The sequence below is a fragment of the Nostoc sp. CMAA1605 genome, from assembly GCF_021596505.1.
Classification (GTDB): domain Bacteria; phylum Cyanobacteriota; class Cyanobacteriia; order Cyanobacteriales; family Nostocaceae; genus Trichormus.
Map to the genome: position 1 here is coordinate 1 of NZ_PJIZ01000024.1, position 21,589 is coordinate 21,589.

A 21,589-nucleotide genomic window follows, 5' to 3' on the forward strand; every position below is an offset into this window, starting at 1 on the left:
GGGACTGGGGACTGGGGGACTGGGGACAAGGTAAATAAGAAGAAACTTGATTTCTATGCCCTATTCCCCATGCCCCCTGCCCCCTGCCTCTTAATGGCCGTGAAAGTATTTGCACACTGAACGCTGAACCAGTAATCTTGATTTAAAATCACCTATAGGATTTTTCCAGGCGATCGCTTAATGTCTTTTCCGAATATTAGTGAATTTACAGTCCGTCGCTATGCTAACTCTAAGTCTTTTCAACGTGGCGAGGGTTACTTTGAATCGGGTGCTGTTACTAAAGTTACTCAACGTGGACAGCAGTTCCAGGCGGAAGTGGAAGGTCATGAAACCAAGCCTTATCGTGTTAGCTTGACTTTTGATGACAAGGCTGTAACCTTGGCTGACTGTACTTGTGCCTACAATTTTGATGGTTGGTGTAAACATTTGGTGGCGACGGCACTTGTATTGATTCGTCAACCAGATATGATTGAGCAACGCCCTACGCTTGCAAAACTCCTCGACCGTTTAGATCATGTGCAGACTCAAAGGTTAATTCAAGAGTTAGTCGCAGAAGCACCCGAATTGATTGATATTATCGATCAGCACGTTAGTTGGATGACTAACCCTACACCCAAGCCATTATCTACCAACACTGAAAGACACATTACCGTCAATTTGCCGGCGTTACGGAGGCAAATCAAGCAGATTCTGCGGGAAGCGGTGAATTATTTTGAGGAGGGGTATGAGGAAGATCCCCTGACGGAAGAGTTATTTAGCTTAGTGCAGGGTGCTTTAGAGTTTAACGAACGAGGCGAAAATGATAATGCGATCGCTGTTTTGGAAGTGATTACTGCTACCTGTGCGGAAAATTGGGAAGATGTATTAGAATACGGTGCAGACAATGATGAAATCGCCTGGGAATTGAATATTGCTTGGTGTGAGGTGCTTCTTTCTGCTGAACTTACTCCAGAAGAAAAAGTTGATATTCAAGTTAATTTGGAAGTTTGGCAAGACGAATGGAATACTGACTTTGCTATGGCTTTAGAAGCCTTACGTCAAGGCTGGGATGAACCACGAATCATCCAGGTACTCCAGGGAAATATCAGTACAAGGGGAGTTTGGGGTCAGGAAATCCCCTATTATGCCGATGATTTAGCGATGATTCGCTTGAAAATCCTGGAACGGCAAGAACGTTATCAAGAATACCTGTATTTGGCGCAAGCAGAAGGACAAACCCAAGCCTATCTCACCATGTTAGGACGTTTAGGCAGAATAGAAGAAGCGGTGCAAGCTGCCCAAACGGAAATGAGTTCAATGGAAGAAGCCTTCGCTTTAGCTAAAACTCTGGCTGAACAAGGTTCATTACCGCAAGCCTTAGAAATTGCCCAAACTGGTTTTAGGCTATGGGGTAATTGTCAGTATGCTTTAGGGATTTGGACTTGTGATTTAGCTTTGGAGTTGCATAATCAGGAAGCGGCTTTATTAGCACTCAAAGCTGCTTTTGAAGTTAAACCCCACTTTGTTGACTATCAAAAAATTGCAGAATTAGCTGGGGAAAATTGGGAAGTTATTAAACCCGATTTATTAAAAGTTGTCCACAACTGTGATAATTGGGCAATCCAACCAGACAAAGTGGATATACTTTTACACGAAGGCTTAATTGATGATGCCATTACCACCGTCAGTGAAATCAGTCATTATCATGCGTCCTTAGTTCAACGTGTCATGAAAGCCGCCATTCCTCACAATCCCGACTGGGTAATTGCCAACTCTCGCCGTCGTGCTGAAAGAATTATGGATGAAGGGAAAGCAGAATATTATAGTGAAGCGATCGCATGGTTAAAACACACCCGCGCCGCTTATATGGCATCTGGTAGAAAAGCAGATTGGGCGAGTTATCGTGAACAGTTAATGGAAATTCACGGACGTAAACGCAAATTAATGGGGATGTTGAAAGAAGGTAGTATGCAGTGAGAATTAATTGGTTGATAGACTACGATTAAATGTCTCGACATTGGCAAATCAACCTATGTCTGAATCAGTGCAATATATTACGAATCAACAAGGCGATCGCATTGGTGTCTTGTTGGATTAGAAGTAGTCAGAGGTAAAGGCTAAACAAAATATACGAATGTATAGGAATCATATTTGATTCCTGAAAAAAGCTCAGTACATCTCTGTTACGTCTTTTCCTGTTCCCTGTTCCCCTACTACGCAAATGATTTCAGGAATCAAAGCGGATTCCTATAAATTTTGACAGCATCATTTCAGGCTGATCAATTTGAATCATTATTATAGTTTGTATAGAAAATAGTCCTATTGTCAGAATAATTACCATGTGTTAATGTAATTTTTACAGTGAAGGTAATTATTTCTACCTAATAGGAAGGTAAAAATGCCTGAAAATCACCAAAGTCAAAATTTAGCTAAAGGAATTTTAGCTGGAGCCTTTATTTTAACTGGTTTTGCTCCGTTAAATGCTGGCGATGCAATAGCGAGTCAATTAGCCAAGAGTCTGGAAAAATATTTGTTACCTGTAGCTGAGGCTAATGTGGGCAATCCTATCTACATTGCTCAATCACCCGAAGAATTTGTGTCTTTACCTGAAGGAAATACATTATATATTGAAGGTAGTTCTGCTGTAATCGTGAATAAAGATGGAGAACAAAAACTTCCACCGGATGGCTATTATCGGCTCTCTATTGGTGCAATTCTCAAAATAGAATCAGGAAAAGTCACTTACAGTTCATCGCGTGATTTCGATCCGAACGTTACAGCAGATGTAAAGTGGAAACTCTGCTCCCCTCCATCCCAATGTAATTAAGTCAATCAATTTTGGATTTTAGATTTGCGATAGCGCAGCGTTAGCGACGCAGGAGCGAATGAGTGGATTGACTGCACCCATAAAGGGATGCAGCGTGGGGATTTTGGATTGACGTAAAGCCTGCGGTATAGCTGTGCTTAGAGCGTCGCGGATGCAGCGTAGCGAGTATTTCAGATTTTTCCACCCACTAGGGGTGGGGCTTGTACCCAAATAATCCAAAATCCGTCTTTAAAAGTTGAGCAACTGCCGTGCATAGTTTCCCGGCTTGTAGTCAGTGGCGTTCCTACGGCGAGAAACCCGCCTACAGAACTTTCCGCAAAATCCAAAATCTAAAATTCGCAGGGTCGCTAACATCATCTATTCCTTGTAGTTTTAAGATAAAAATAAAAATTTGTAAAGGAATTACTAGAGTATGAATCTGGTAATGAAATTAAGTAAACTATGCAACCTAAGATGCACTTATTGCTATGAGTATGATGAGTTATCTCATCAGGAAAAAATGCCCATAGAAAAGATTGAGTTTTTTTTAAAAAATTTAGCTCAGTACATTCTGAATCAAAAGGAAACTTTACCAGTAGAAATTATTTTTCATGGTGGAGAAGCCCTGCTACTACCTCATGATTATTTACGAACCATTTGTCAATTATGTGATCAATATTTTACGGAACAGGGCATATTTCATCGCACAGTAGTACAGAGCAATTTATTTAAGATATCTAATAAAACTATAGATTTACTACAAGAATTAGACATTGCTTTGGGTTTTTCACTAGATGTTTTCGGTGATCAACGAGTTGATATTGCTGGGAGAGTTTCACAAGAAAAAGTTTTAAGTAATCTGCAACGTTTGTTAGACAGAGGTATTGCTGTTGCAGGGATAGTTGTTCTTCATGCTTTGAACGTTAATCACGTAGAGGAAATATATCAATTTTACAATGAATTAAATATCGATTTTAGAGTGATGCCAATTTTTAATTACCAAGAGTCTCCAGAGAGAATGAAGCATTTACTAATTTCTCATGAAGAAATTGTCACAGCTTTAAAAAAAATAGCAGTAGCACAATTAGCATCTGCATCAAACATTGATATTTTACCTCTCAAAGATTATTTTGAGGCAGCCGTGAGATATTTAACAGGGCGCAAATTTCCTATTTATGATCCATCTCAAAAAGAATGGGCTTTAATTATTAACACAAATGGGGATACTTACTCTTATGGTGATGCTTATTTACCAGAGGGTTTTATGGGAAATGTTTTCCAACAATCCCTGAATGAAATTTTTACTTCTTCAGCTTATGCAAACACTACAAAAGTTCGCCTAGAGAGAGCAGCAACCTGTCGTCAATGTGAGTTTGATCAAAAGTGTGATCAATTACATCTTGTAGAAGCAATTTCTAGTGAACGTTCTTATGATGAAGTCGGCAAGCTCCAGTGTATGATCGCTAAACCCATGATTCAATTTATGGTAAATGAAATTTTGCGATCGCCTGAAGCTAAAGCACTCATTAATGTTTATGCTGTTCAAGATAAGTCTCAAACAAATGTAATTGTGCGTTAATCTAAAAACTAAGATTAAAGTGCTTATTACAAACTTTAATAAACAGATTAGAAGGTAAAACAAAAGTGGCGTAAGGTTTACATTTCTGTGGAATTACAGCGACATATACGAAATAAATGTCGGAAAACCTTAGATGTTACAGTTTACAAGTCTTGATGCAAAAGAAGAGAACAGCCCCGCCCCCAAAGAACCCCACGCCCCACAAATCCACGCACCACTAAATAAATCCAAAACCGAACCCCTCCTTAACCCCATCGGGAGGTATCCTTTAGTTGTAGGTGTAAAAGTAACATCATAGTGGTGAATCCAACTTCCCTCCACTCTCCATCCGACGCGATCGCCAAATCTTTCCCAGGCTTCTGTACTATACTCACGCTCTAGTTTACCACCGACGCTTAAGTATATTTCTTTTTGAACACTGAAGCCAAAATTTCCATTGCTATATTTTACCCACAGGCGGTCAATCGTACGGAGGTCAGTACAGGGAAAGTTTAAGAATTCTTCACGTCTAATGAAGTCTCCATCTATACGCCCTACGGCCTGAAGCATTACAAGATAGGTTTCATTGTCTGCTTCCTGCCATTTTTGTGCTGCTAGTAAGTCGCGCAATTTTGTGTAATCTACACCTCTTTCTGAGGCTAATTCATTTTGACGTAGTTTCTCAGCTTCTTGTTGTTCGTATTTTAGTCTTTCTGCTTCCTGCCGTCGCCATATTTCTGCCTCATGTTCGCGTTTTAACCTTTGCGCTTCTTCCTGTTCTCTTTGTCTTCGTAAAGCTTTAGCTTCTTGTTGTTTGTGTTGAAGTTTTGCTCGTTCCTGCTTGCGTTTTTCCACAGCAGCGCGGATACCTCTAGCTACATCCGCAAACGCTTCATCTTGACTATGCCAATTTCTTGACATCACAGGTTCAGCATTTTTAGGTAAAGCTTGCAGTTTAGCAAATGGTGCGCCAGTCCAATCAACAGGCCGCAAAATCACGGGAATGACGCAAGCTTCGCCTTTATCATGGCGTTCTATCGCTTTCTTAACTTCCACATCCCAACAATAATTAGAAGCCAAAAAGTAGGCACTCACAAGCAACAGAATAATGTCGGCTGTGTTTAAATTGTCGCTAATCTGATCATGCCACTGTTCTCCGGCTCGGATCTCACGGTCATGCCAGCTTGATATTACACCCTGCTTTTCCAATATACTCAGGTGGTAAGCTAATTCATCCCGTAGAGTCTCATCTTTGTGAGAGTAAGAAAAAAAAAGCTTGAAAGATTCCTCTGCCATTTTTGCGCTCAGGAGTAGGGGAATTCCAATGAAGTAAATATGCTATCACGTTGATGGCAAGGGGGCAGGCTTCCGCCGTGAGCGTCAGCCGAACGGGGGGCAGGGGGAAAGACAGTTGTTTTGGAGAAAATAAATTGGATAGTTTATTTTCTGGAAGTCCCTGAGATAAATTAGGCTTAGGATAAATTATAGTTTTTTACTTGATTTTCCTAAGCAGGTGACAGCCACATTACCTTAGTTCACAACATTACAACATTCAAGCAAAACATTTAAAAGTCAACTTAAAGCATTACAACATTAAGACAAAACATTCAAAGGTTAACCCAAAACACTACAACATTAAGGCAAAACATTCAAAGGTTAACCCAAAACATTACAACATTAAGGCAAAACATTTAAAGGTTAACCCGAAACATTACAATATTGAGGCAAAACATTACAACATTTGTGGCAAATGCTTATATGTTTGTTACAAACACTTAAACAAAACTTATAACCGCAGTCTTTCTTTTTAAATCTGCACTTTGCAGTAGTTATATATAGTTACTAGGTTACTTTTTTCTGTTGGAGTGTGAGTTGCGCTGTGATTGGCTGTCGGATCTCAGCTGTTGTCGGCCGTTGGTAATAATTCGCAACATATCTTTTAAGTCTTGTTCGATACCTTCTAAGACATGATCAGCGTATTCATCAGCACCCCCTTCAATTTCTTGAGCCTGCGCGATCGCAGTTTGTCGCATTTCCTCTAATTCTTGTTGACAAGCACGCCGCTTTAACTCAATTTCATTCAGAGTTTCTTTCATCATTGCATCACATTCTTGCTGCACTTGTCGCCGCAATTGTTCTGCTTCTTGTTGAGCCTGCCTGACAATATCGCTTTCCGCTAAGATTTGCGATCTTTTGACTTGAGCCGCATCAACAAGCTGTTGTCCATATTCTTCAGCCTCTAAAAGAATTTCATCTTTCTGTTCTAGGATGGCGGCTGCTTCCTGAAACACTGAAGGTAAAGAAACCCTGATGTAATCTAGCTGTTCTAATAATTTTTCCTCATCTATAATGGTGCGTCCCGTCAGAGGGATGCGGAAACTAGAAAGGATGAACTCTTCTAGGCGATCGAGTTCTTGCTGAATATCTACATTTCCGGCTTCGGGAATTTCTCCTGGAGAGATTCCGTTGGTGTACTCTGGGGGATAGCTTCCGTTGCGATTGGATTCGCCGCTATTGGATACTTGTGGTTGTAGCATTTGTATATATCTAGGGCAATTTGAGGGGGGACAAGATGATCGACTGAACCACCAAATCTTGCGATCTCTTTTACCACACTACTACTTAAAAAACTATATTCATTTGATGTCGCTAAAAAAACTGTCTCTATTTGAGTAGAAAGTGTTTTATTAGTATGCGCCATCTGTAGTTCTACTTCAAAATCAGAAATAGCTCGTAGACCCCGTAACAAAACTTGTGCTTTTCGTTGCTGGGCATAATTAACAGTTAAGCCATCAAAGCTATCTACCTCTACATTAGATAGATGTTTTGTTGTCAGGCGAATCTGCTCTATACGTTGCTGTACGCTAAATAGTGGTACTTTATTGGGATTACGCAATACAGCCACAACTACCCCATCAAACAAACGACTACCACGCTGAATAATATCGAGGTGTCCGAGAGTTATAGGATCAAAGCTACCAGGATAAATAGCAATCACAATTTTGACGGTATCGAAGTTACTGAGGAGATTATATAGGAATTGGGGCAGGGGGCAGGGGGATTAGGGATTGGGGATTGGGGATTGGGGATTGGGGACAAGGTAGACAAGGTAGACAAGGTAGACAAGGTAGACAAGGTAGGAAATGAGAACAACTGTTCCCTGTTCCCTGTTCCCTGTTCCCTAATGACTATTGACTAATGACTAATAACTATTGACTATTGACTATTGACTATTGACGATTTGGGGAATTTTACATGGTAATGGATTTTGCTGCTTTACCTCTGGCGTTTGTATTCACTTCTCCGGGCGCGGAAATCGGCTCTACGCCTCTTCGCTGGTATGGCTTACTAATCGCTATGGCTGTCTTAATTGGTGTCAGCCTTTCCCAATACCTTGCAAAACGTCGTCAGATTGATCCAGATTTATTGAATGATTTGTCAATTTGGCTGGTAATTGCGGCAATTCCTGCTGCCCGCATTTATTATGTTTTATTTAAATGGTCAGATTATGCTAAACAGCCCAGCAAGATTATCGCTATATGGGAGGGAGGTATTGCTATTCATGGAGCGATTATTGGTGGCGTTTTGGCAGCTTTAATTTTTGCAAAACTCAAACGAGTTCCTTTTTGGCAATTAGCAGATTTAGTTGCGCCTTCGCTGATTTTAGGACAGGCGATCGGACGATGGGGTAATTTTTTCAACTCTGAAGCTTTTGGTCGTCCTACCAATTTACCGTGGAAATTGTACATTCCACCAGAACGCCGCCCTTTGAGTCTAGCCAATTACGAATATTTTCATCCCACGTTCCTCTATGAATCTGTGTGGAACTTAATGGTGTTTGGCTTGCTTTTAACCTTATTCTTTCGCAGCTTATCAGGTAAGCCACGCCTGCGCTTAGGAACATTATTTATGGTTTATTTGGTAGCCTACAGCATGGGACGCTTTTGGATTGAGGGACTTCGCACTGATAGCTTAATGTTAGGGCCTCTGCGAATTGCACAAGTAGTCAGCCTCAGTGGAATGACATTAGGATTAGCCGGTTTAGCTTGGCTTTACCTTCTAAAACGCCCTTTACCTGATGTCGTATCCCCCGTAAAAGAGCAGCCAAGGGGACAGGTGACTGGGGATTAGGGATTGGGGACTGGGGATTGGGGACTGGGGATTGGGGATTGAGGACAAGGTAGCAAGAAAGAAGAAGCTAATGACTAATGACTGTTGACTAATGACTAATGACTGTTGACTAATGACTAATGACTAATGACTGTTGACTAATGACTATTGACTATTGACTATTGACTAATGCCTAAAAATAAAAAATGCCCCAGAGTTTTCTCCAGGGCTTAACCAGGGTGCATCTACCATTTCTCTCTACTACTCCTATAGAGGTAATCCGGAAAGATACTGAGCAAATTTCCAAAAAAATTTTTGGGGGGCTAAATTTATCCTGGTAATTACTGAGGCTGTATGAAAATTTTTGTATGAAAGCTCATCAAAATTCTTTAGAATCGAAAGTTTATATTGTGGGAGCAGGCCCAGGAGATCCTGATTTAATGACGCTTAAAGCGCAAAAATTGCTAGCGGCGGCGGATGTAATTTTATTTGCTGACTCTTTAATTCCTGAACAGCTTTTACAATTTTGTCGGGAAGATGCAGAAATTATTCCCACGGCTGATAAAACCTTGGAAGAGATTTTACCTTTGATGATTGAACGGGTGCGATCGCAGCAAAAATCCTTAGTTCGTCTCCAATCAGGTGATCCCAGTCTCTACAGCGCAACCCACGAACAAATGCAGCTTCTCGCTGAGGCCGAAATCCCTTTTGAAGTCATCCCAGGTATTAGTGCTTTTCAAGCCGCAGCCGCTAAACTGAATATCGAGTTAACCGTCCCTGGCGTGGTACAGACTATCATATTGACGCGCATTAGCGGACGTACAGAAGTACCTGAAAAAGAAGAGTTAGCCTCTTTAGCAGCCCATCAAGCTAGTTTGTGCTTATATCTGAGTGCGCGTCACGTAGAAAAAGCCCAAGCTAAATTACTAGAACACTATCCACCAGAAACTCCAGTGGCGATTTGTTTCCGCATTGGCTGGCCAGATGAAAAAATTAGGCTAGTCAGCCTTGAGCAAATGGCAGAATGTACCCAGCAAGAAAATCTGATGCGGACAACGCTATATGTCATTAGTCCAGCATTATCAACAGCAAAAGGGCGATCGCGCCTATATGATCCCGAATATAGTCGGTTATTTCGTCAATAGATCATGAGGCAGGGGTGCAGGGGGACTGGGGACTGGGGACTGGGGAAAAGGTAGACAAGGTAGGAAATGAGAAAAACTTTCCCTGTTCCCTAATGACTAATGACTAATGACTAATGACTATTGACTATTGACTATTGACTAATGACCATTGACCCTTCATTTGTGTGAAGGGTCTTAGAATATATAGAGGTTTCAGTTACCCTGAACACACCAGGATTTTTCGGTCAAATCTCTGATCACGCCAGCAGACGAGGCTATTCATGCTTATAAATACCTTACTTCTTTCTAATCAACTGCCCACACTAAAATATTCTTCTACACCAGAGCGTTTCGATGAAACCTGGGGTGATCCCCTAGCTACCCTCTTGGGTTTAGGACGTGCGGCTGGTGCTGACTTTATAGAATTCTTCTTAGAACGTCGCAACTACATTAGTAGCCTTGCAGAAGACGACACTATTACTAGTATTTCACCCAGCCTATCCACAGGTGCGGGAGTGAGAGTATTTCGGGGCAAAGCCGACTGCTACGTCAGTACCAATGACTTATCATTTTCTGGCTTAAAAGCAGCCTTAGAAAAAGGTTTATCTATTTTAGGGTTACAACTACCAGCCCCTAACGCTTTTATCCCAGAAATTAACCTGGAATTATTTAGAGACTACGCCACCAAACGAGGCAAAGATGGCTGGCTACCTCTGTGCAGTTCTATCCGCGAAATGGGCGAAATCCTCCTAGATGGTACTGCTTACCTCAATCAGAAAGCTAGCCATGTCCAGTCCCGCCGTGCTAGCTATTTCCGTGATTGGCAAGAAGTTTTAGTCGCAGCCAGTGATGGTACTTTTGCCCGTGACATTCGTTTGACGCAATCAGTAGGGTTTAACATACTCTGTGCTGACGGTGCAAATCGTTCCTCCATTGGTGAACGCGCCGGCAATACCAGCGATGCTAATTTCCTAAGAACTTGGGACTACCAGCAAGCCGCCGAACACATCGCCGAATCCGCCGGTAAAATGCTCTACGCTGATTATGTAGAATCAGGTAACTACCCCATCATCATGGCGAACCACTTCGGTGGAGTAATTTTCCATGAAGCTTGCGGACACCTGCTAGAAACTACCCAAGTTGAACGCAACACCACCCCCTTTGCTGACAAGAAAGGCGAAAAAATTGCCCACGAAAGCCTGACAGCTTGGGATGAAGGACGCGCCGATAATGCCTTCGGGACAATCGACATGGATGACGAAGGAATGCCAGCACAAAGAACCCTATTAATTGAAAAAGGCGTTCTGAAAAACTTCCTAGCAGATAGAACAGGTTCTTGGCGCACCGGACACCCCAGAACAGGTAGTGGTCGCCGTCAAAATTACACCTTCGCAGCCGCTAGCCGGATGCGGAATACTTACATTGCGACTGGTGACTACACACTTGATGATTTATTTGCTTCAGTCGATAAAGGTATTTACTGTAAGAAAATGGGCGGTGGTAGCGTAGGTGCTACTGGTCAATTTAACTTCAGTGTGGACGAAGCCTATTTAATTGAAAATGGCAAAGTTACCAAGCCACTTAAAGGTGCTACTTTGATTGGTGAAGCCAAGGAAATCATGAATAAAATTTCCATGTGTTCCCAAGATTTAGAAATTGCACCTGGTTTTTGTGGTTCTGTAAGTGGCAGCATTTACACCACCGTAGGACAACCCCACATCAAAGTTGATTCTATTACCGTCGGAGGACGATAGAATTTTAGATTTTAAATTTTTTTCGCAACAATAGATACCGGACTTCTTTGAGAAGTCCGGTATCTGAAACAAGCATCAACTCCAATCTAAAATCCAAAATTGACTATGCCGAATATTAATGAGATTGCAACTTACGCCAAAGAGAATGCAGAAAAACTTGGCATCAGAAAATTTGACATCTATGGTTCAACAGTAGATGAAACTAGTGTGCAAGTTGACCAAGGTGAACCCAAACAAGTCAAGCTTCTAATCGCTCTGGTGTAACTGTACGCGTTTGGAATGAAGACAATACAATCGGTATCACCAGTACCACCGATGTAGATCCCCAAGGATTAGAATTAGCTTTAAAAACTGCTTACGAAGCTAGTTTTTTTGGTGTGAAAGAACACGTACCAGATTTTAGTCCTGAAGCTACTTTACCGCTAGCAAAAACACTGGATGAAAAATCACCTCAATCACCTGTATCAGAACTAATCGAAAAACTGCTAATAGCTGAAAAGAATTATTAGCATCTCATGCAGCTATTAAAGGAGTACCTTACAACGGTTTAGCACAAAAGATATTGATAGATTTTATCTCAATAGCGATGGGGCTTTGAGAAAAGATTCTCTGTCTTTATCTTCGGTTTATCTGTATAGCAAAACTGAGGAAGAAGGTAAAAAACCACGCAGTGCCGGTGCTTATCGAGTCAGTCGCAATGTAGCAGATTTAGATATTAATGGTTGCATCGAAGAAACGGCTGAGAAAACTATCAGTCATTTGAACTACGAAAAAGTTAAGACTGGTAAATATCAAGTAGTGTTTTCACCGGAAGCTTTTTTAAGTATTTTGGGTGCATTTTCTAATTTGTTTAATGCCCAAAGTATCCTAGATAAACAAAGTCTATCTACACCCGATGATTTGGGTAAACAAATCGCTTCACCTCTGCTTTCTGTGTATGATGATGCCCTACATCCGGCTAACTTAGGTGCAGAAACTTTTGATGGGGAAGGTACACCTACTCGTCAAATTAAGTTAATTGAAAACGGTGTTTTAACTAGTTTTCTACACAGTGCCGGTACTGCTAAAAGGTTAAATGCTCAACCAACTGGTCATGCTAGTATTGGTGCCAAGGTAAGCGTCGGCCCGAATTTTTATCATGTGTTTGCTGCACAAAATGCTGCACAAGAGTTGAGCTTAGAAACGGCGGAAAATGTAATTTTAATTGATGATTTGCACGCTCTTCATGCGGGTGTAAGAGCTTTACAAGGTTCGTTTTCCTTACCGTTTGATGGTTGGTTAATTAACAAAGGTGAGAAAACCAGTATTGAATCCGCAACGGTTGCTGGCGATTTCTTGGAACTGCTGAAATCTATTATCTATGTAGAAAAAGAAGTTGAGTTAACTCCTGGTGGTGTTGCTCCGAGAATTTGGGTTGATGGTTTATCAATTACTGGTGATTAAATTTTGTAGTTTGTAGTAAGGACTTTAGTCCTTATTCTAATAGGACTAAAGTCCTCACTACGAACTGATAACCCTACTTTCTTTGTGAAGGTGGGGTTTTTTTATGTGTGATTGCAAACTTAAAACTTACATAATTAGAAATTAATTTGCTGTTAACGTTTGGTTTCTAGCCTAACTCAAGTGTTTTTACCGAAACTTGGCGACTTTAAGTAATTTGCCTGTAACCAAATACTTGTGAGGAGAAATCATGCGGCATTTCTTGGGAGCATTTTTGCTGGGAATGGCTACAATAGCTGTTATGCCTACAGAAAAAGTCCTAGCGGGAACATTGACAGGTCAACCCCCCATTGTCATCGGACATAGAGGTGCTAGCGGTTATCGTCCTGAGCATACTTTAGAAGCCTATAAACTGGCTATTGAGATGGGTGCTGATTACATCGAGCCTGATTTAGTCGCCACTAAAGATGGTTACTTAGTGGCGCGCCACGAAAACGAGATTTCTGGAACTACCGATGTTTCTAGCCGTCCTGAGTTTGCTGACCGTTTTGCGACAAAGGTTATTGATGGACAAAATATTTCAGGTTGGTTTACAGAGGACTTTACCCTAGCTGAGTTAAAAACTCTGCGTGCGATTGAAAGAATTCCAGCTATTCGCCCTGCTAACACAGCTTTTAATGGACGTTTTGAAGTTCCGACTCTACAAGAAGTGATTGATTTAGCAAAGGAAAAAAGCTCACTACTGGGACGGACTATTGGTATTTATCCTGAAACTAAACACCCGACTTATTTTGATTCTATTGGGTTGTCAATGGAAGAAATTTTGGTGAGTGTTTTAAATGCTAATGGCTATACTGATGAAACTGCACCAGTTTACATTCAGTCTTTTGAAGTTGCTAACCTTAAAGACCTGAACGCATTAACTGATGTTTCTATAGTCCAACTGCTCAGTAATGGTGGTAGCCCTTATGATTTTGTAGTAAGTGGTGATTCTCGCACTTATCGTGATTTAGCTACTCCTGAAGGTTTAGCAGAAATTGCTACCTATGCTAATGGGATTGGTGCTAATAAGAATTTGATTATTCCTAGAGATGCTAGTGGAAATCTGTTATCACCAACCAGCTTAGTTGATGATGCTCATGCGGCTGGTTTGTTGGTTCACGCATGGACATTCCGCGATGAGAATGTTTTCTTACCTGCAAATTTGCAAGGTAATCCAGAAGAAGAATACAGACAGTTTTACGCAACTGGAATTGATGGTTTATTTAGTGATAATCCTGATACAGCGTTTGCAGTTCGTTCTACTTTAGTTCCTGAACCTGGTGCAATCCTGGGATTGGGAATTGTACCTTTGTTTGGATGGTTATTCCGTCGTCGTAAGTAGTTCTGACTTTTCAGGGGATCTGGAAAACCTCTCTCTAAATCTCTCTCCTGCGAGGAGAGAGACTTTGAATTTGTGGTTGGGAAGTATAGCAATTCCCATTCCAGTGAGGCACAGCAGTCAAAATTAAACGCAGATGGACGCAGATAAACGCAGATAATTTTTTACGTCATTAGAAGTGATATTTAACAAAATTTAGGGGGTTTAAATCCCCGTTACAACACTTAATTGCGAATTGCGAATTGCGTTAGCGTAGCGGGACGTTAGTCCATTGCGAATTGATTTAATTGGTTAGAGATGTGGTTGTAGTGTTGAGTGAATTTAAGGGAAGATTTGCGATCGCACTCAAGCCTGCTGAATTCATTAAGTCTATCCAGTCGCGAACTAGGGTAAAGTCACTGGGTTTTTCAGCACGTAAATCAGTTAGGGCTTTTAAGGTATCGTACCAATAACCGTTGTCTGCGTAGATAAATACTCGCTGCTTGGGTGTGGATGTCTGCAATTGTGTGGCTAGTGCGGTGCTTGGTTGTACCCGTTCTATCCAACCACCGGCGACGGGATCACCACTGCGATCGCCGCCTGTGGGGTCGCATAATAGGGAAAATCGCCACCGATATTTTTTACCTACCTCTAAACCAGGAAAGTCAGCAGGTAATGTGTAACTCATGATGCCTTTGTTAGCGTTGAGGGGCAAGGTTTTCTCTAAGAGTATTTCGTTTCCGGCTTCGTTTCTGAGTAGAAAGGTGGCTTGCTGGGCGGAAGTTTCTGGTACACTGACAAAGAATGTCGGGCGATCGCTTATCGTTAATTCAACGGGAATTTGTGTGGTTGACATCCCTGTGGGTTTAGCTGGTAAGACTGCGCTGATGGCTTGGGGTGTACATTGACCCCGTGCTGCGCCTGCTTCTAAATTCCGAGAACCTCTAATTCCTGGGACTTTAAACTTTAACAGGGAACGACGACGCGGGGTAAATCTGGGCAGAGGATTTTGGGAAATTAAATTTGCATTGTTAATTACTGGTGTGGCTACTGCTGTTGTAGTTAACAATACTTCTGTAGAGAAAGTTAGACCTAATGTGATTAATAGTAGGGTCTTTTTTAGCATAATTTTTTGATGATAGTTAACTGAATAAACAGCTTGTTATGTGAAGTTACTTCTCCAAGCTGCTCAAAGATTTAATTAGTTTTATTAACAACAATTACTTACTAGTGACTTTATCATGACCGACAAAGTTCCGATATTGCAGTTACCTCAGTAGATATACCATAAAAACTTTCGGTAATTTATGAAAAAACGGTCAAATAAATGTTATAAAATTACCCAAATCTCAGGAATTGAGTAGTTAACATTACTTAAATACTGAATCTTGGCAAATTAGATAGTCCTCATCTGACTTTTCCACATAATGTGAAAAGTCAACGTTAAACCTAACCCCCTAACCCCCTTCCCTACTAGGGAAGGGGGAAAAATTAAAGCCTATCCCATTGATTCACGCCCTAATTGTAAGAGCAGGAGAAACCCCAGCTATGACTAATCCTCAACCAAAACCCTCTGGTTTCCCTCAAGCTGTGTTGACCTTCGGTAGTACAGTATTGCTGACAACTTTAGCAATTACTGGCGGAATTTTAGGGTTGCGGGGGTTAGGTAGTTTGGCGGGAATGGAATTAGGGGCGTTTGATTGGTTAATGCGATCGCGTCCTGATGAGGGTGTAGATAATCGCTTTTTGGTGGTGGGTATCAATGATGCAGATATTCAAACTCGTAAAGAATACCCCATAGAAGATGGGACATTAGCCCAGGTGTTGACCAAATTAGAGGCGCAAGCACCGCGAGTCATCGGTATAGATATTCTCAGGGATGTCAAGCAAGGAAGTGCTAAGGGTAGAGCCGAATTAGTGAAGATATTAACCGATAACGATAATATTGTTGCTGTCTGTGCCATTAGCAAGGCTGACTCTCCAGGTATCGCCGCCGCCCCAGGAATTCCTGAAGATAGGGTGGGAGTAGCAGATTTTCCTGTAGATCGGGGTGGAACTGTGCGTCAGGGAATGATTTTAACGATTCCCCAAGCCTCAAAACTACCAGTCCCTAGCGAACATATTTGCAATTACGCCAACTCTGAAAATCAACTACCATCCCTTAGCTTTCAAGTGGCTGCACGTTACTTAAATGAAGATGGAATTGCACCAGAACCAACCCCAAAGGGAGAAATCAAATTTGGTAACACAGTGCTAAAACGCTTAACCCCGAATGCAGGCGGTTATCACAAAGTGGATACGGGCGATTATCAAATGTTATTGAATTATCGTTCTGCCAAAAATGCCGTTAAACAAGTATCCCTGAGTGATGTGTTAGCTGATAAAGTGCCGGCAGATTCGATAAAAGACAAAATCGTGCTGATTGGTTACACAGCTGCCATTGTCAAAGATACCTTCTACACGCCTTATAGTGGTGGCGCGGATGATAGTCAAAAAATGCCAGGGGTGGTAGTTCATGCCCAAAACGCCAGTCAGATATTGAGTGCTGTTTTAAATAAACGACCATTATTTTGGTACTGGAACGAAGCACAAGAAGGCTTTTGGGTGTTTGGTTGGTCTTTGGTGGGAGGGATTTTAGCGTGGCGAATTCGCAAACCCTGGTTATTAATTTTAGGGGGTGGAGTGGCGATCGCTATCTTACTCGGCGGTACTTACCTCATCTTTCTCCAAGCAGGTTGGATACCCTTAGTACCAGCAGCCTTGGGACTCTTAACCACGGCTGCTGGCGTAGTTTTGATAGATAGATATGCCGCCACCATTGTCAAGACCGTGAAAGGATTCTTAAAAATCAACATTGAGATTGACAAAGACAAGAAAGATGAAGAGGTAGCTGCAATTACCGAAAGCGATTATTTTGTAGAGTTACAGCAAAAAGCTAAGGATTTGCGAGTTAGAGATAATTCACAGACATCTAATGTTGTAGGAGAAAATTCACCAACATCAGATTTGCACCCCCCAGAAGATATACATTTAGCTCCCACAATCCAGCCAAAATTGGAATTACCCCCCAATATTCTAGAAGTTGATTATTTACAAGCAGTGCGCGATCGCCGTAATAAAAATCAATCATCAGAAAACACAGAAGATATCAACAATCAATCAGGAGAACCGACATCAAACCCCGCAGAAGAACAAGAGGATTCAGATTATTGGCAACAATTACAAAATCGGGGGAAGAAACTTAGAGAAAACAAAAAGTAAGTTTTTAATGATAGGGGTTTAGGGGTATAAGGGTGTAGGGGTGTAAGGGAAATATATATACTTTATCGGCAGATGAATTATGAGTGAACCAGATTTTGAAGTATCATCAACACCAAAAACCATCTTAGATTTAACAGAATTACCCGATGAACAACGGCAATTAATGAATTGGATCATTCGCCAACACAAAGTTACTTTACCTGAGATTGTCAACAATCAGAATATTTCTGAAGAATTAGCACAACAGCATATTGATGATTTTATTTCTCAAGGTTTGATTCAAGTTATCAATGAAGGGGAGACTGTGTATTATCAACCCCATTTCAAAAGCCCGAAAAAAAGCCGCCTACCTCAAAACATTTGGGATAAATTAGACATCTAAATTCATCCCAATGCCCAATTCCCCATGCCCAATCCCCAGTCCCTAAACAATCATGTCAAAAATCGTCTCCATCCACTCATTTCGAGGTGGTACAGGTAAATCAAACTCTACCGCGAATTTAGCTGGAATCGTCGCCCGTTACGGTTATCGAGTCGGCATTGTCGATACTGATATTCAGTCCCCAGGGATTCATGTTTTGTTTGGTTTTGACGAACAGAAAATGAAATATTCTCTCAATGATTATCTGTGGGGACGCTGTTCTATAGAAGATACAGCCTATGATGTCACATCAGTTTTACAAAAAAATGTCGGTAAAAATAGCAAAGTTTACTTAATTCCTTCCAGCATTAAAGCGAGAGATATTACCAAAGTTTTACGAGAAGGCTTTGATTTTAATTTGCTCAATGAAGGCTTTCAAGATTTATTAACTACTTTAAATTTAGATTATTTATTTATTGATACTCACCCTGGACTAAATGAAGAAACCTTACTTTCTATTGCTATTTCTGATATTTTAGTATTGATTCTCAGACCTGACCGCCAAGATTTTCAAGGTACAGCCGTCACCGTGGAAGTAGCCCGCAAATTAGAAGTACCGAAAATGTTACTGTTAATTAATAAAGCTCTACCAGCATTAGATTTTGATGCCTTACGTGAACAAGTAGAAAAGACATATAACGCGCAGGTGGCAGGTATTTTACCTTTATCAGAGGAGCTAATTCAATTAGCAAGTAGTGATCTCTTTTGTTTGCGTCATCCAGAACACCCCTTTAGTCAAGTTATGGATAAGGTAGCTCAGATGATTATGCAGAGGTGATTGGGCATTGGGAATGGGGCATTGGGCATTGGGCATTGAGTATGGGATTTTTCTCCCCTGCACCCTGCACCCTGCCCCCCTGCTTCCCAAAGTTGCAAGTCACTTATTCAAGGGTCGTGCGATCGCTCTATGATTCGGTAAGTATCGTATAGGCGAAAATTATGACGCAGACAATTTCTATCAATGACAGCCAACGCTTACAACTGCAACCCCTAGAAGTTCCTAACCGGCTGTTATTGGGGCCTGGGCCTTCTAATGCTCACCCCGCAGTTTTGCAAGCTATGAATACCTCACCATTAGGTCATCTTGACCCGGCTTTCTTAGCTCTGATGGATGAAATTCAATCTTTGCTACGCTATGTGTGGCAGACAGAAAATCCACTAACTATTGCTGTGAGTGGTACGGGTTCGGCGGCAATGGAAGCAACCATTGCCAATGCTGTAGAACCTGGGGATGTGGTATTAATTGGTGTGGCTGGTTATTTTGGTAATCGTTTAGTTGACATGGCCGGAAGATATGGCGCAGATGTCCGCACCATTACCAAACCTTGGGGACAAGTTTTTTCACTCGCCGAACTCCGCACCGCTTTAGAAACTCATCGTCCGGCGATTTTGGCTTTAGTTCACGCAGAAACATCCACCGGTGCGCGCCAACCATTAGAAGGGGTGGGCGAATTGTGCCGTGAATTCGGCACACTTTTATTAATAGATACAGTCACGAGTTTGGGCGGCGTTCCCATCTTTTTAGATGCTTGGGGAGTAGATTTAGCTTATAGTTGCAGTCAAAAAGGCTTAGGTTGTTCCCCTGGTGCTTCTCCTTTTACTATGAGTCCCCGTGCAATGGAAAAATTGCAAAAACGCTCCACTAAGGTAGCAAACTGGTATTTAGATATGAATTTACTCGCTAAATACTGGGGAAGCGAACGTGTCTATCATCACACAGCTCCTATTAATTTATATTATGGGTTACGGGAAGCGTTGCGTTTAATTGCTGAGGAGGGACTAGCCAATTGCTGGCAACGCCACCAGAAAAACGTAGAATATCTGTGGCAACGCTTAGAAGAGATAGGACTGAGTTTACACGTAGAAAAAGAGTATCGCTTGCCTACTTTAACTACAGTCCGCATTCCGGCTGGTGTAGATGGGAAGGCGATCGCACGCCAACTACTCATCGAACATAACATAGAAGTTGGCGGCGGTTTAGGTGAGTTAGCAGGTCAAGTTTGGCGTGTGGGACTCATGGGTTATAACAGCCGTCCCGAAAGCGTTGATAGACTCATAGAAGCATTAGAGCAAGTTCTACCCAAGCAATAGAACAAGACACCAGGGTGTAGGGTATAGGAGAAGAAAAAGCCCACCCTACACCACAAATGGTGCAAGATTTGATTCTACAAAGTCTATAGTTGAGATAAGAATATTAACTAAAATTCGCCAAATAATTACAAATTAATAAGCTATTAAGCAGAAATATTGACAAATATAGGTAAAATGCCCAATTAATAAATTAGGCTAGCTCTTATTCATGTTTATAGCTATAAATAGCTGATTTATTAATTAAAACCATGTTAAAAAAAAATTTCTGCACCGACTTTTTACATTAGGTATTACTATCAGCGTCAGCTTGACTTTGAGTAGCTGCACACCAAAAAGACGAGCAATGCTGAGAGTAACTGCGGAAAAATTTCATGAACAAGTCATTGCAGCCATAACATCAGTTAAAGAAATTTACACATTGGGTAACGTTCCTCTAGAACCTTCCGTATCTCGTGAATCCATTACGGAACAATTGTTGGATGATAATGGCATCGATTTTAGCAACATTAACCAAGTCAATAAAATTATTACTCAAGATGATACAACAGATAAACCACCGTCAGTAGTTGAACGAGATTTAGAAGACTTAACAGCAGAATATGATACGGCATTAGAGATATTTAAAAATTTAGAAAATGTTGATTATGGCAGTTCCCAAATAGTTGCTAAAACTACACAACCTGCTAGATGTTTAACTGTAAAAATGTTACTCTTAGCCAAAGAAATTCAAGCAAACCCACCAAAACCAAGCAATCCGCGACGGGTATTAATTAGCTTAAAATTAAAGGATTTACAACAACAATATCGTGAAGCAGAGTCATCTGGCAACACCACAAAAATCGCAGAAATTAAACGCCAAGTTGCAGAACAAATTGATGAGTGGTTAAAGATTAATGCGGCTGAGAAAAAATTGATTGAAGATTCTATTACTCAATTAGTCATAGCTGCGGATACTGGGAGTAAACTATCAAAATTAATCGATGAATACTCTGACTTAGATTTTGAAGTTATCGCTACGAGAGTCACTCAAATCGTTGGCGTAACATCTAGTCTTACGGGTAAAGATTATAGTTCTGTCTTAACAAAGATGAGGACTGTAGAAACTACGATTAATTCAGATCCAACTTTGCGAGATTTCCTGCGGGACGTTTCTATTAAAACTAGACTAACACCCACTTCACAGCCAAAATTATGCCAAGAATTAGGATAGTTGCTTAAAAGTTCGTAGTAAGGGCTTTAGCCCTATCTTTCTACATATTGAATAGTTAGTTAAATAGGATAAAAATCCATATGTCTACCAATGATGAAATCGTTGAGAAATTGCAAACTATCGTAGATAAAATCAAGCCAGATGCGGACATAGATATCGAACAACTGCGTCAAATGCAATCTGATTTATTAGATATTCAGTCACAGCTACAATTTGAAAGAATAGATGCACGTAAAAATAAGAAATGGAGAGAAGCAGAAAAGCTTAGAGACGCTGAACAAGAATGTACACAAGCTCTAGGCACTTTACAGTCTGCTATTTTACGTCCGATTCTCATAGGAAAGAATCAAGACAACTTACAGGAGATGCGGAAAATTCTAGGCGAAGTTAAAACCGCCGCTAAAACTCAAGAACGGATAGATTTTATTATCAAGTCCCTCAGCTTTCTGAGAAGGATTTTGACATGATGTTATTG

At 41.1% G+C, this 21,589-nt stretch carries 19 protein-coding genes and 1 pseudogene; 15 read left to right on the forward strand and 5 right to left on the reverse strand.

What is annotated here, in order from left to right; genetic code table 11:
* The first annotated feature begins 180 nt into the window (after positions 1-180).
* Positions 181-1,956 carry an SWIM zinc finger family protein gene (locus CV014_RS11030; RefSeq protein WP_236142072.1) on the forward strand — a complete coding sequence of 592 codons (1,776 nt, stop codon included), beginning with the start codon at positions 181-183 and terminating at the stop codon, positions 1,954-1,956.
* A gap of 421 nt (positions 1,957-2,377) precedes the next feature.
* Entirely contained in the window at positions 2,378-2,806 is a 429-nt protein-coding gene (locus CV014_RS11035) for a hypothetical protein (protein ID WP_236142073.1), read from the forward strand.
* A 170-nt stretch (positions 2,807-2,976) separates the two neighbouring features.
* On the opposite strand, the gene CV014_RS11040 is transcribed toward CV014_RS11035, so the two are convergent.
* On the reverse strand, positions 2,977-3,132 hold the full coding sequence (locus CV014_RS11040) for a hypothetical protein (protein WP_236142074.1): 156 nt from the start codon (positions 3,130-3,132) through the stop codon (positions 2,977-2,979).
* A gap of 98 nt (positions 3,133-3,230) precedes the next feature.
* On the opposite strand from CV014_RS11040, the gene CV014_RS11045 reads away from it, so the two are divergent.
* Positions 3,231-4,364 carry a radical SAM protein gene (locus tag CV014_RS11045; RefSeq protein WP_236142075.1) on the forward strand — a complete coding sequence of 378 codons (1,134 nt, stop codon included), beginning with the start codon at positions 3,231-3,233 and terminating at the stop codon, positions 4,362-4,364.
* Positions 4,365-4,493: 129 nt separating this feature from the next.
* Here the strand turns inward: CV014_RS11045 and CV014_RS11050 are convergent, their stop codons facing one another.
* The 3 genes from CV014_RS11050 to coaD form a co-directional block, all read right to left on the reverse strand.
* Positions 4,494-5,639 carry a GUN4 domain-containing protein gene (locus tag CV014_RS11050; RefSeq protein WP_236142076.1) on the reverse strand — a complete coding sequence of 382 codons (1,146 nt, stop codon included), beginning with the start codon at positions 5,637-5,639 and terminating at the stop codon, positions 4,494-4,496.
* Between the two features lie 551 nt (positions 5,640-6,190).
* Entirely contained in the window at positions 6,191-6,880 is a 690-nt protein-coding gene (locus CV014_RS11055) for a DivIVA domain-containing protein (protein ID WP_236142077.1), read from the reverse strand.
* The gene (coaD, locus tag CV014_RS11060; protein ID WP_236142078.1) at positions 6,769-7,341 is read right to left on the reverse strand and encodes a pantetheine-phosphate adenylyltransferase; all 573 of its coding nucleotides are present in this window, start codon (positions 7,339-7,341) and stop codon (positions 6,769-6,771) included. The genes CV014_RS11055 and coaD overlap by 112 nt, the downstream gene beginning before the upstream one ends.
* A gap of 42 nt (positions 7,342-7,383) precedes the next feature.
* Between coaD and CV014_RS11065 the strand changes: the two genes are divergently transcribed.
* From CV014_RS11065 to CV014_RS11090, 6 genes and pseudogenes are all read left to right on the forward strand, one after another.
* Positions 7,384-7,542, forward strand: a complete 159-nt coding sequence (locus CV014_RS11065) for a hypothetical protein (protein ID WP_236142079.1) — start codon at positions 7,384-7,386, stop codon at positions 7,540-7,542.
* A 56-nt stretch (positions 7,543-7,598) separates the two neighbouring features.
* Positions 7,599-8,474, forward strand: a complete 876-nt coding sequence (gene lgt / locus CV014_RS11070) for a prolipoprotein diacylglyceryl transferase (protein ID WP_236142080.1) — start codon at positions 7,599-7,601, stop codon at positions 8,472-8,474.
* A 347-nt stretch (positions 8,475-8,821) separates the two neighbouring features.
* Positions 8,822-9,598 carry a precorrin-4 C(11)-methyltransferase gene (cobM, locus tag CV014_RS11075; protein ID WP_236142081.1) on the forward strand — a complete coding sequence of 259 codons (777 nt, stop codon included), beginning with the start codon at positions 8,822-8,824 and terminating at the stop codon, positions 9,596-9,598.
* Positions 9,599-9,858: 260 nt separating this feature from the next.
* The gene (locus CV014_RS11080; RefSeq protein ID WP_236142082.1) at positions 9,859-11,331 is read left to right on the forward strand and encodes a TldD/PmbA family protein; all 1,473 of its coding nucleotides are present in this window, start codon (positions 9,859-9,861) and stop codon (positions 11,329-11,331) included.
* A 105-nt stretch (positions 11,332-11,436) separates the two neighbouring features.
* Positions 11,437-12,774: pseudogene (locus tag CV014_RS11085) on the forward strand (TldD/PmbA family protein).
* Between the two features lie 247 nt (positions 12,775-13,021).
* Positions 13,022-14,155: a PEP-CTERM sorting domain-containing protein gene (locus tag CV014_RS11090; protein ID WP_236142083.1), complete on the forward strand. Its 1,134-nt coding sequence runs from the start codon at positions 13,022-13,024 to the stop codon at positions 14,153-14,155.
* Positions 14,156-14,435: 280 nt separating this feature from the next.
* Here the strand turns inward: CV014_RS11090 and CV014_RS11095 are convergent, their stop codons facing one another.
* On the reverse strand, positions 14,436-15,257 hold the full coding sequence (locus CV014_RS11095; RefSeq protein WP_236142084.1) for a DUF928 domain-containing protein: 822 nt from the start codon (positions 15,255-15,257) through the stop codon (positions 14,436-14,438).
* Positions 15,258-15,679: 422 nt separating this feature from the next.
* On the opposite strand from CV014_RS11095, the gene CV014_RS11100 reads away from it, so the two are divergent.
* The 6 genes from CV014_RS11100 to CV014_RS11125 all read left to right on the forward strand — a co-directional run bounded on the left by CV014_RS11100 (position 15,680) and on the right by CV014_RS11125 (position 21,581).
* Positions 15,680-17,392 (forward strand): CHASE2 domain-containing protein, encoded by a 1,713-nt coding sequence (locus CV014_RS11100; RefSeq protein ID WP_236142085.1) that lies wholly within the window; start codon positions 15,680-15,682, stop codon positions 17,390-17,392.
* 79 nt (positions 17,393-17,471) lie between these two features.
* A complete protein-coding gene (locus CV014_RS11105; protein ID WP_236142086.1) occupies positions 17,472-17,774 on the forward strand; it encodes an ArsR family transcriptional regulator in 303 nt (100 codons plus the stop codon).
* A gap of 52 nt (positions 17,775-17,826) precedes the next feature.
* Positions 17,827-18,591: a MinD/ParA family ATP-binding protein gene (locus tag CV014_RS11110; RefSeq protein ID WP_236142087.1), complete on the forward strand. Its 765-nt coding sequence runs from the start codon at positions 17,827-17,829 to the stop codon at positions 18,589-18,591.
* Between the two features lie 161 nt (positions 18,592-18,752).
* Positions 18,753-19,904, forward strand: a complete 1,152-nt coding sequence (locus CV014_RS11115) for an alanine--glyoxylate aminotransferase family protein (RefSeq protein WP_236142088.1) — start codon at positions 18,753-18,755, stop codon at positions 19,902-19,904.
* Positions 19,905-20,247: 343 nt separating this feature from the next.
* The gene (locus CV014_RS11120) at positions 20,248-21,114 is read left to right on the forward strand and encodes a hypothetical protein (protein WP_236142089.1); all 867 of its coding nucleotides are present in this window, start codon (positions 20,248-20,250) and stop codon (positions 21,112-21,114) included.
* A gap of 80 nt (positions 21,115-21,194) precedes the next feature.
* A complete protein-coding gene (locus tag CV014_RS11125) occupies positions 21,195-21,581 on the forward strand; it encodes a hypothetical protein (RefSeq protein ID WP_236142090.1) in 387 nt (128 codons plus the stop codon).
* Positions 21,582-21,589 lie beyond the last annotated feature (8 nt).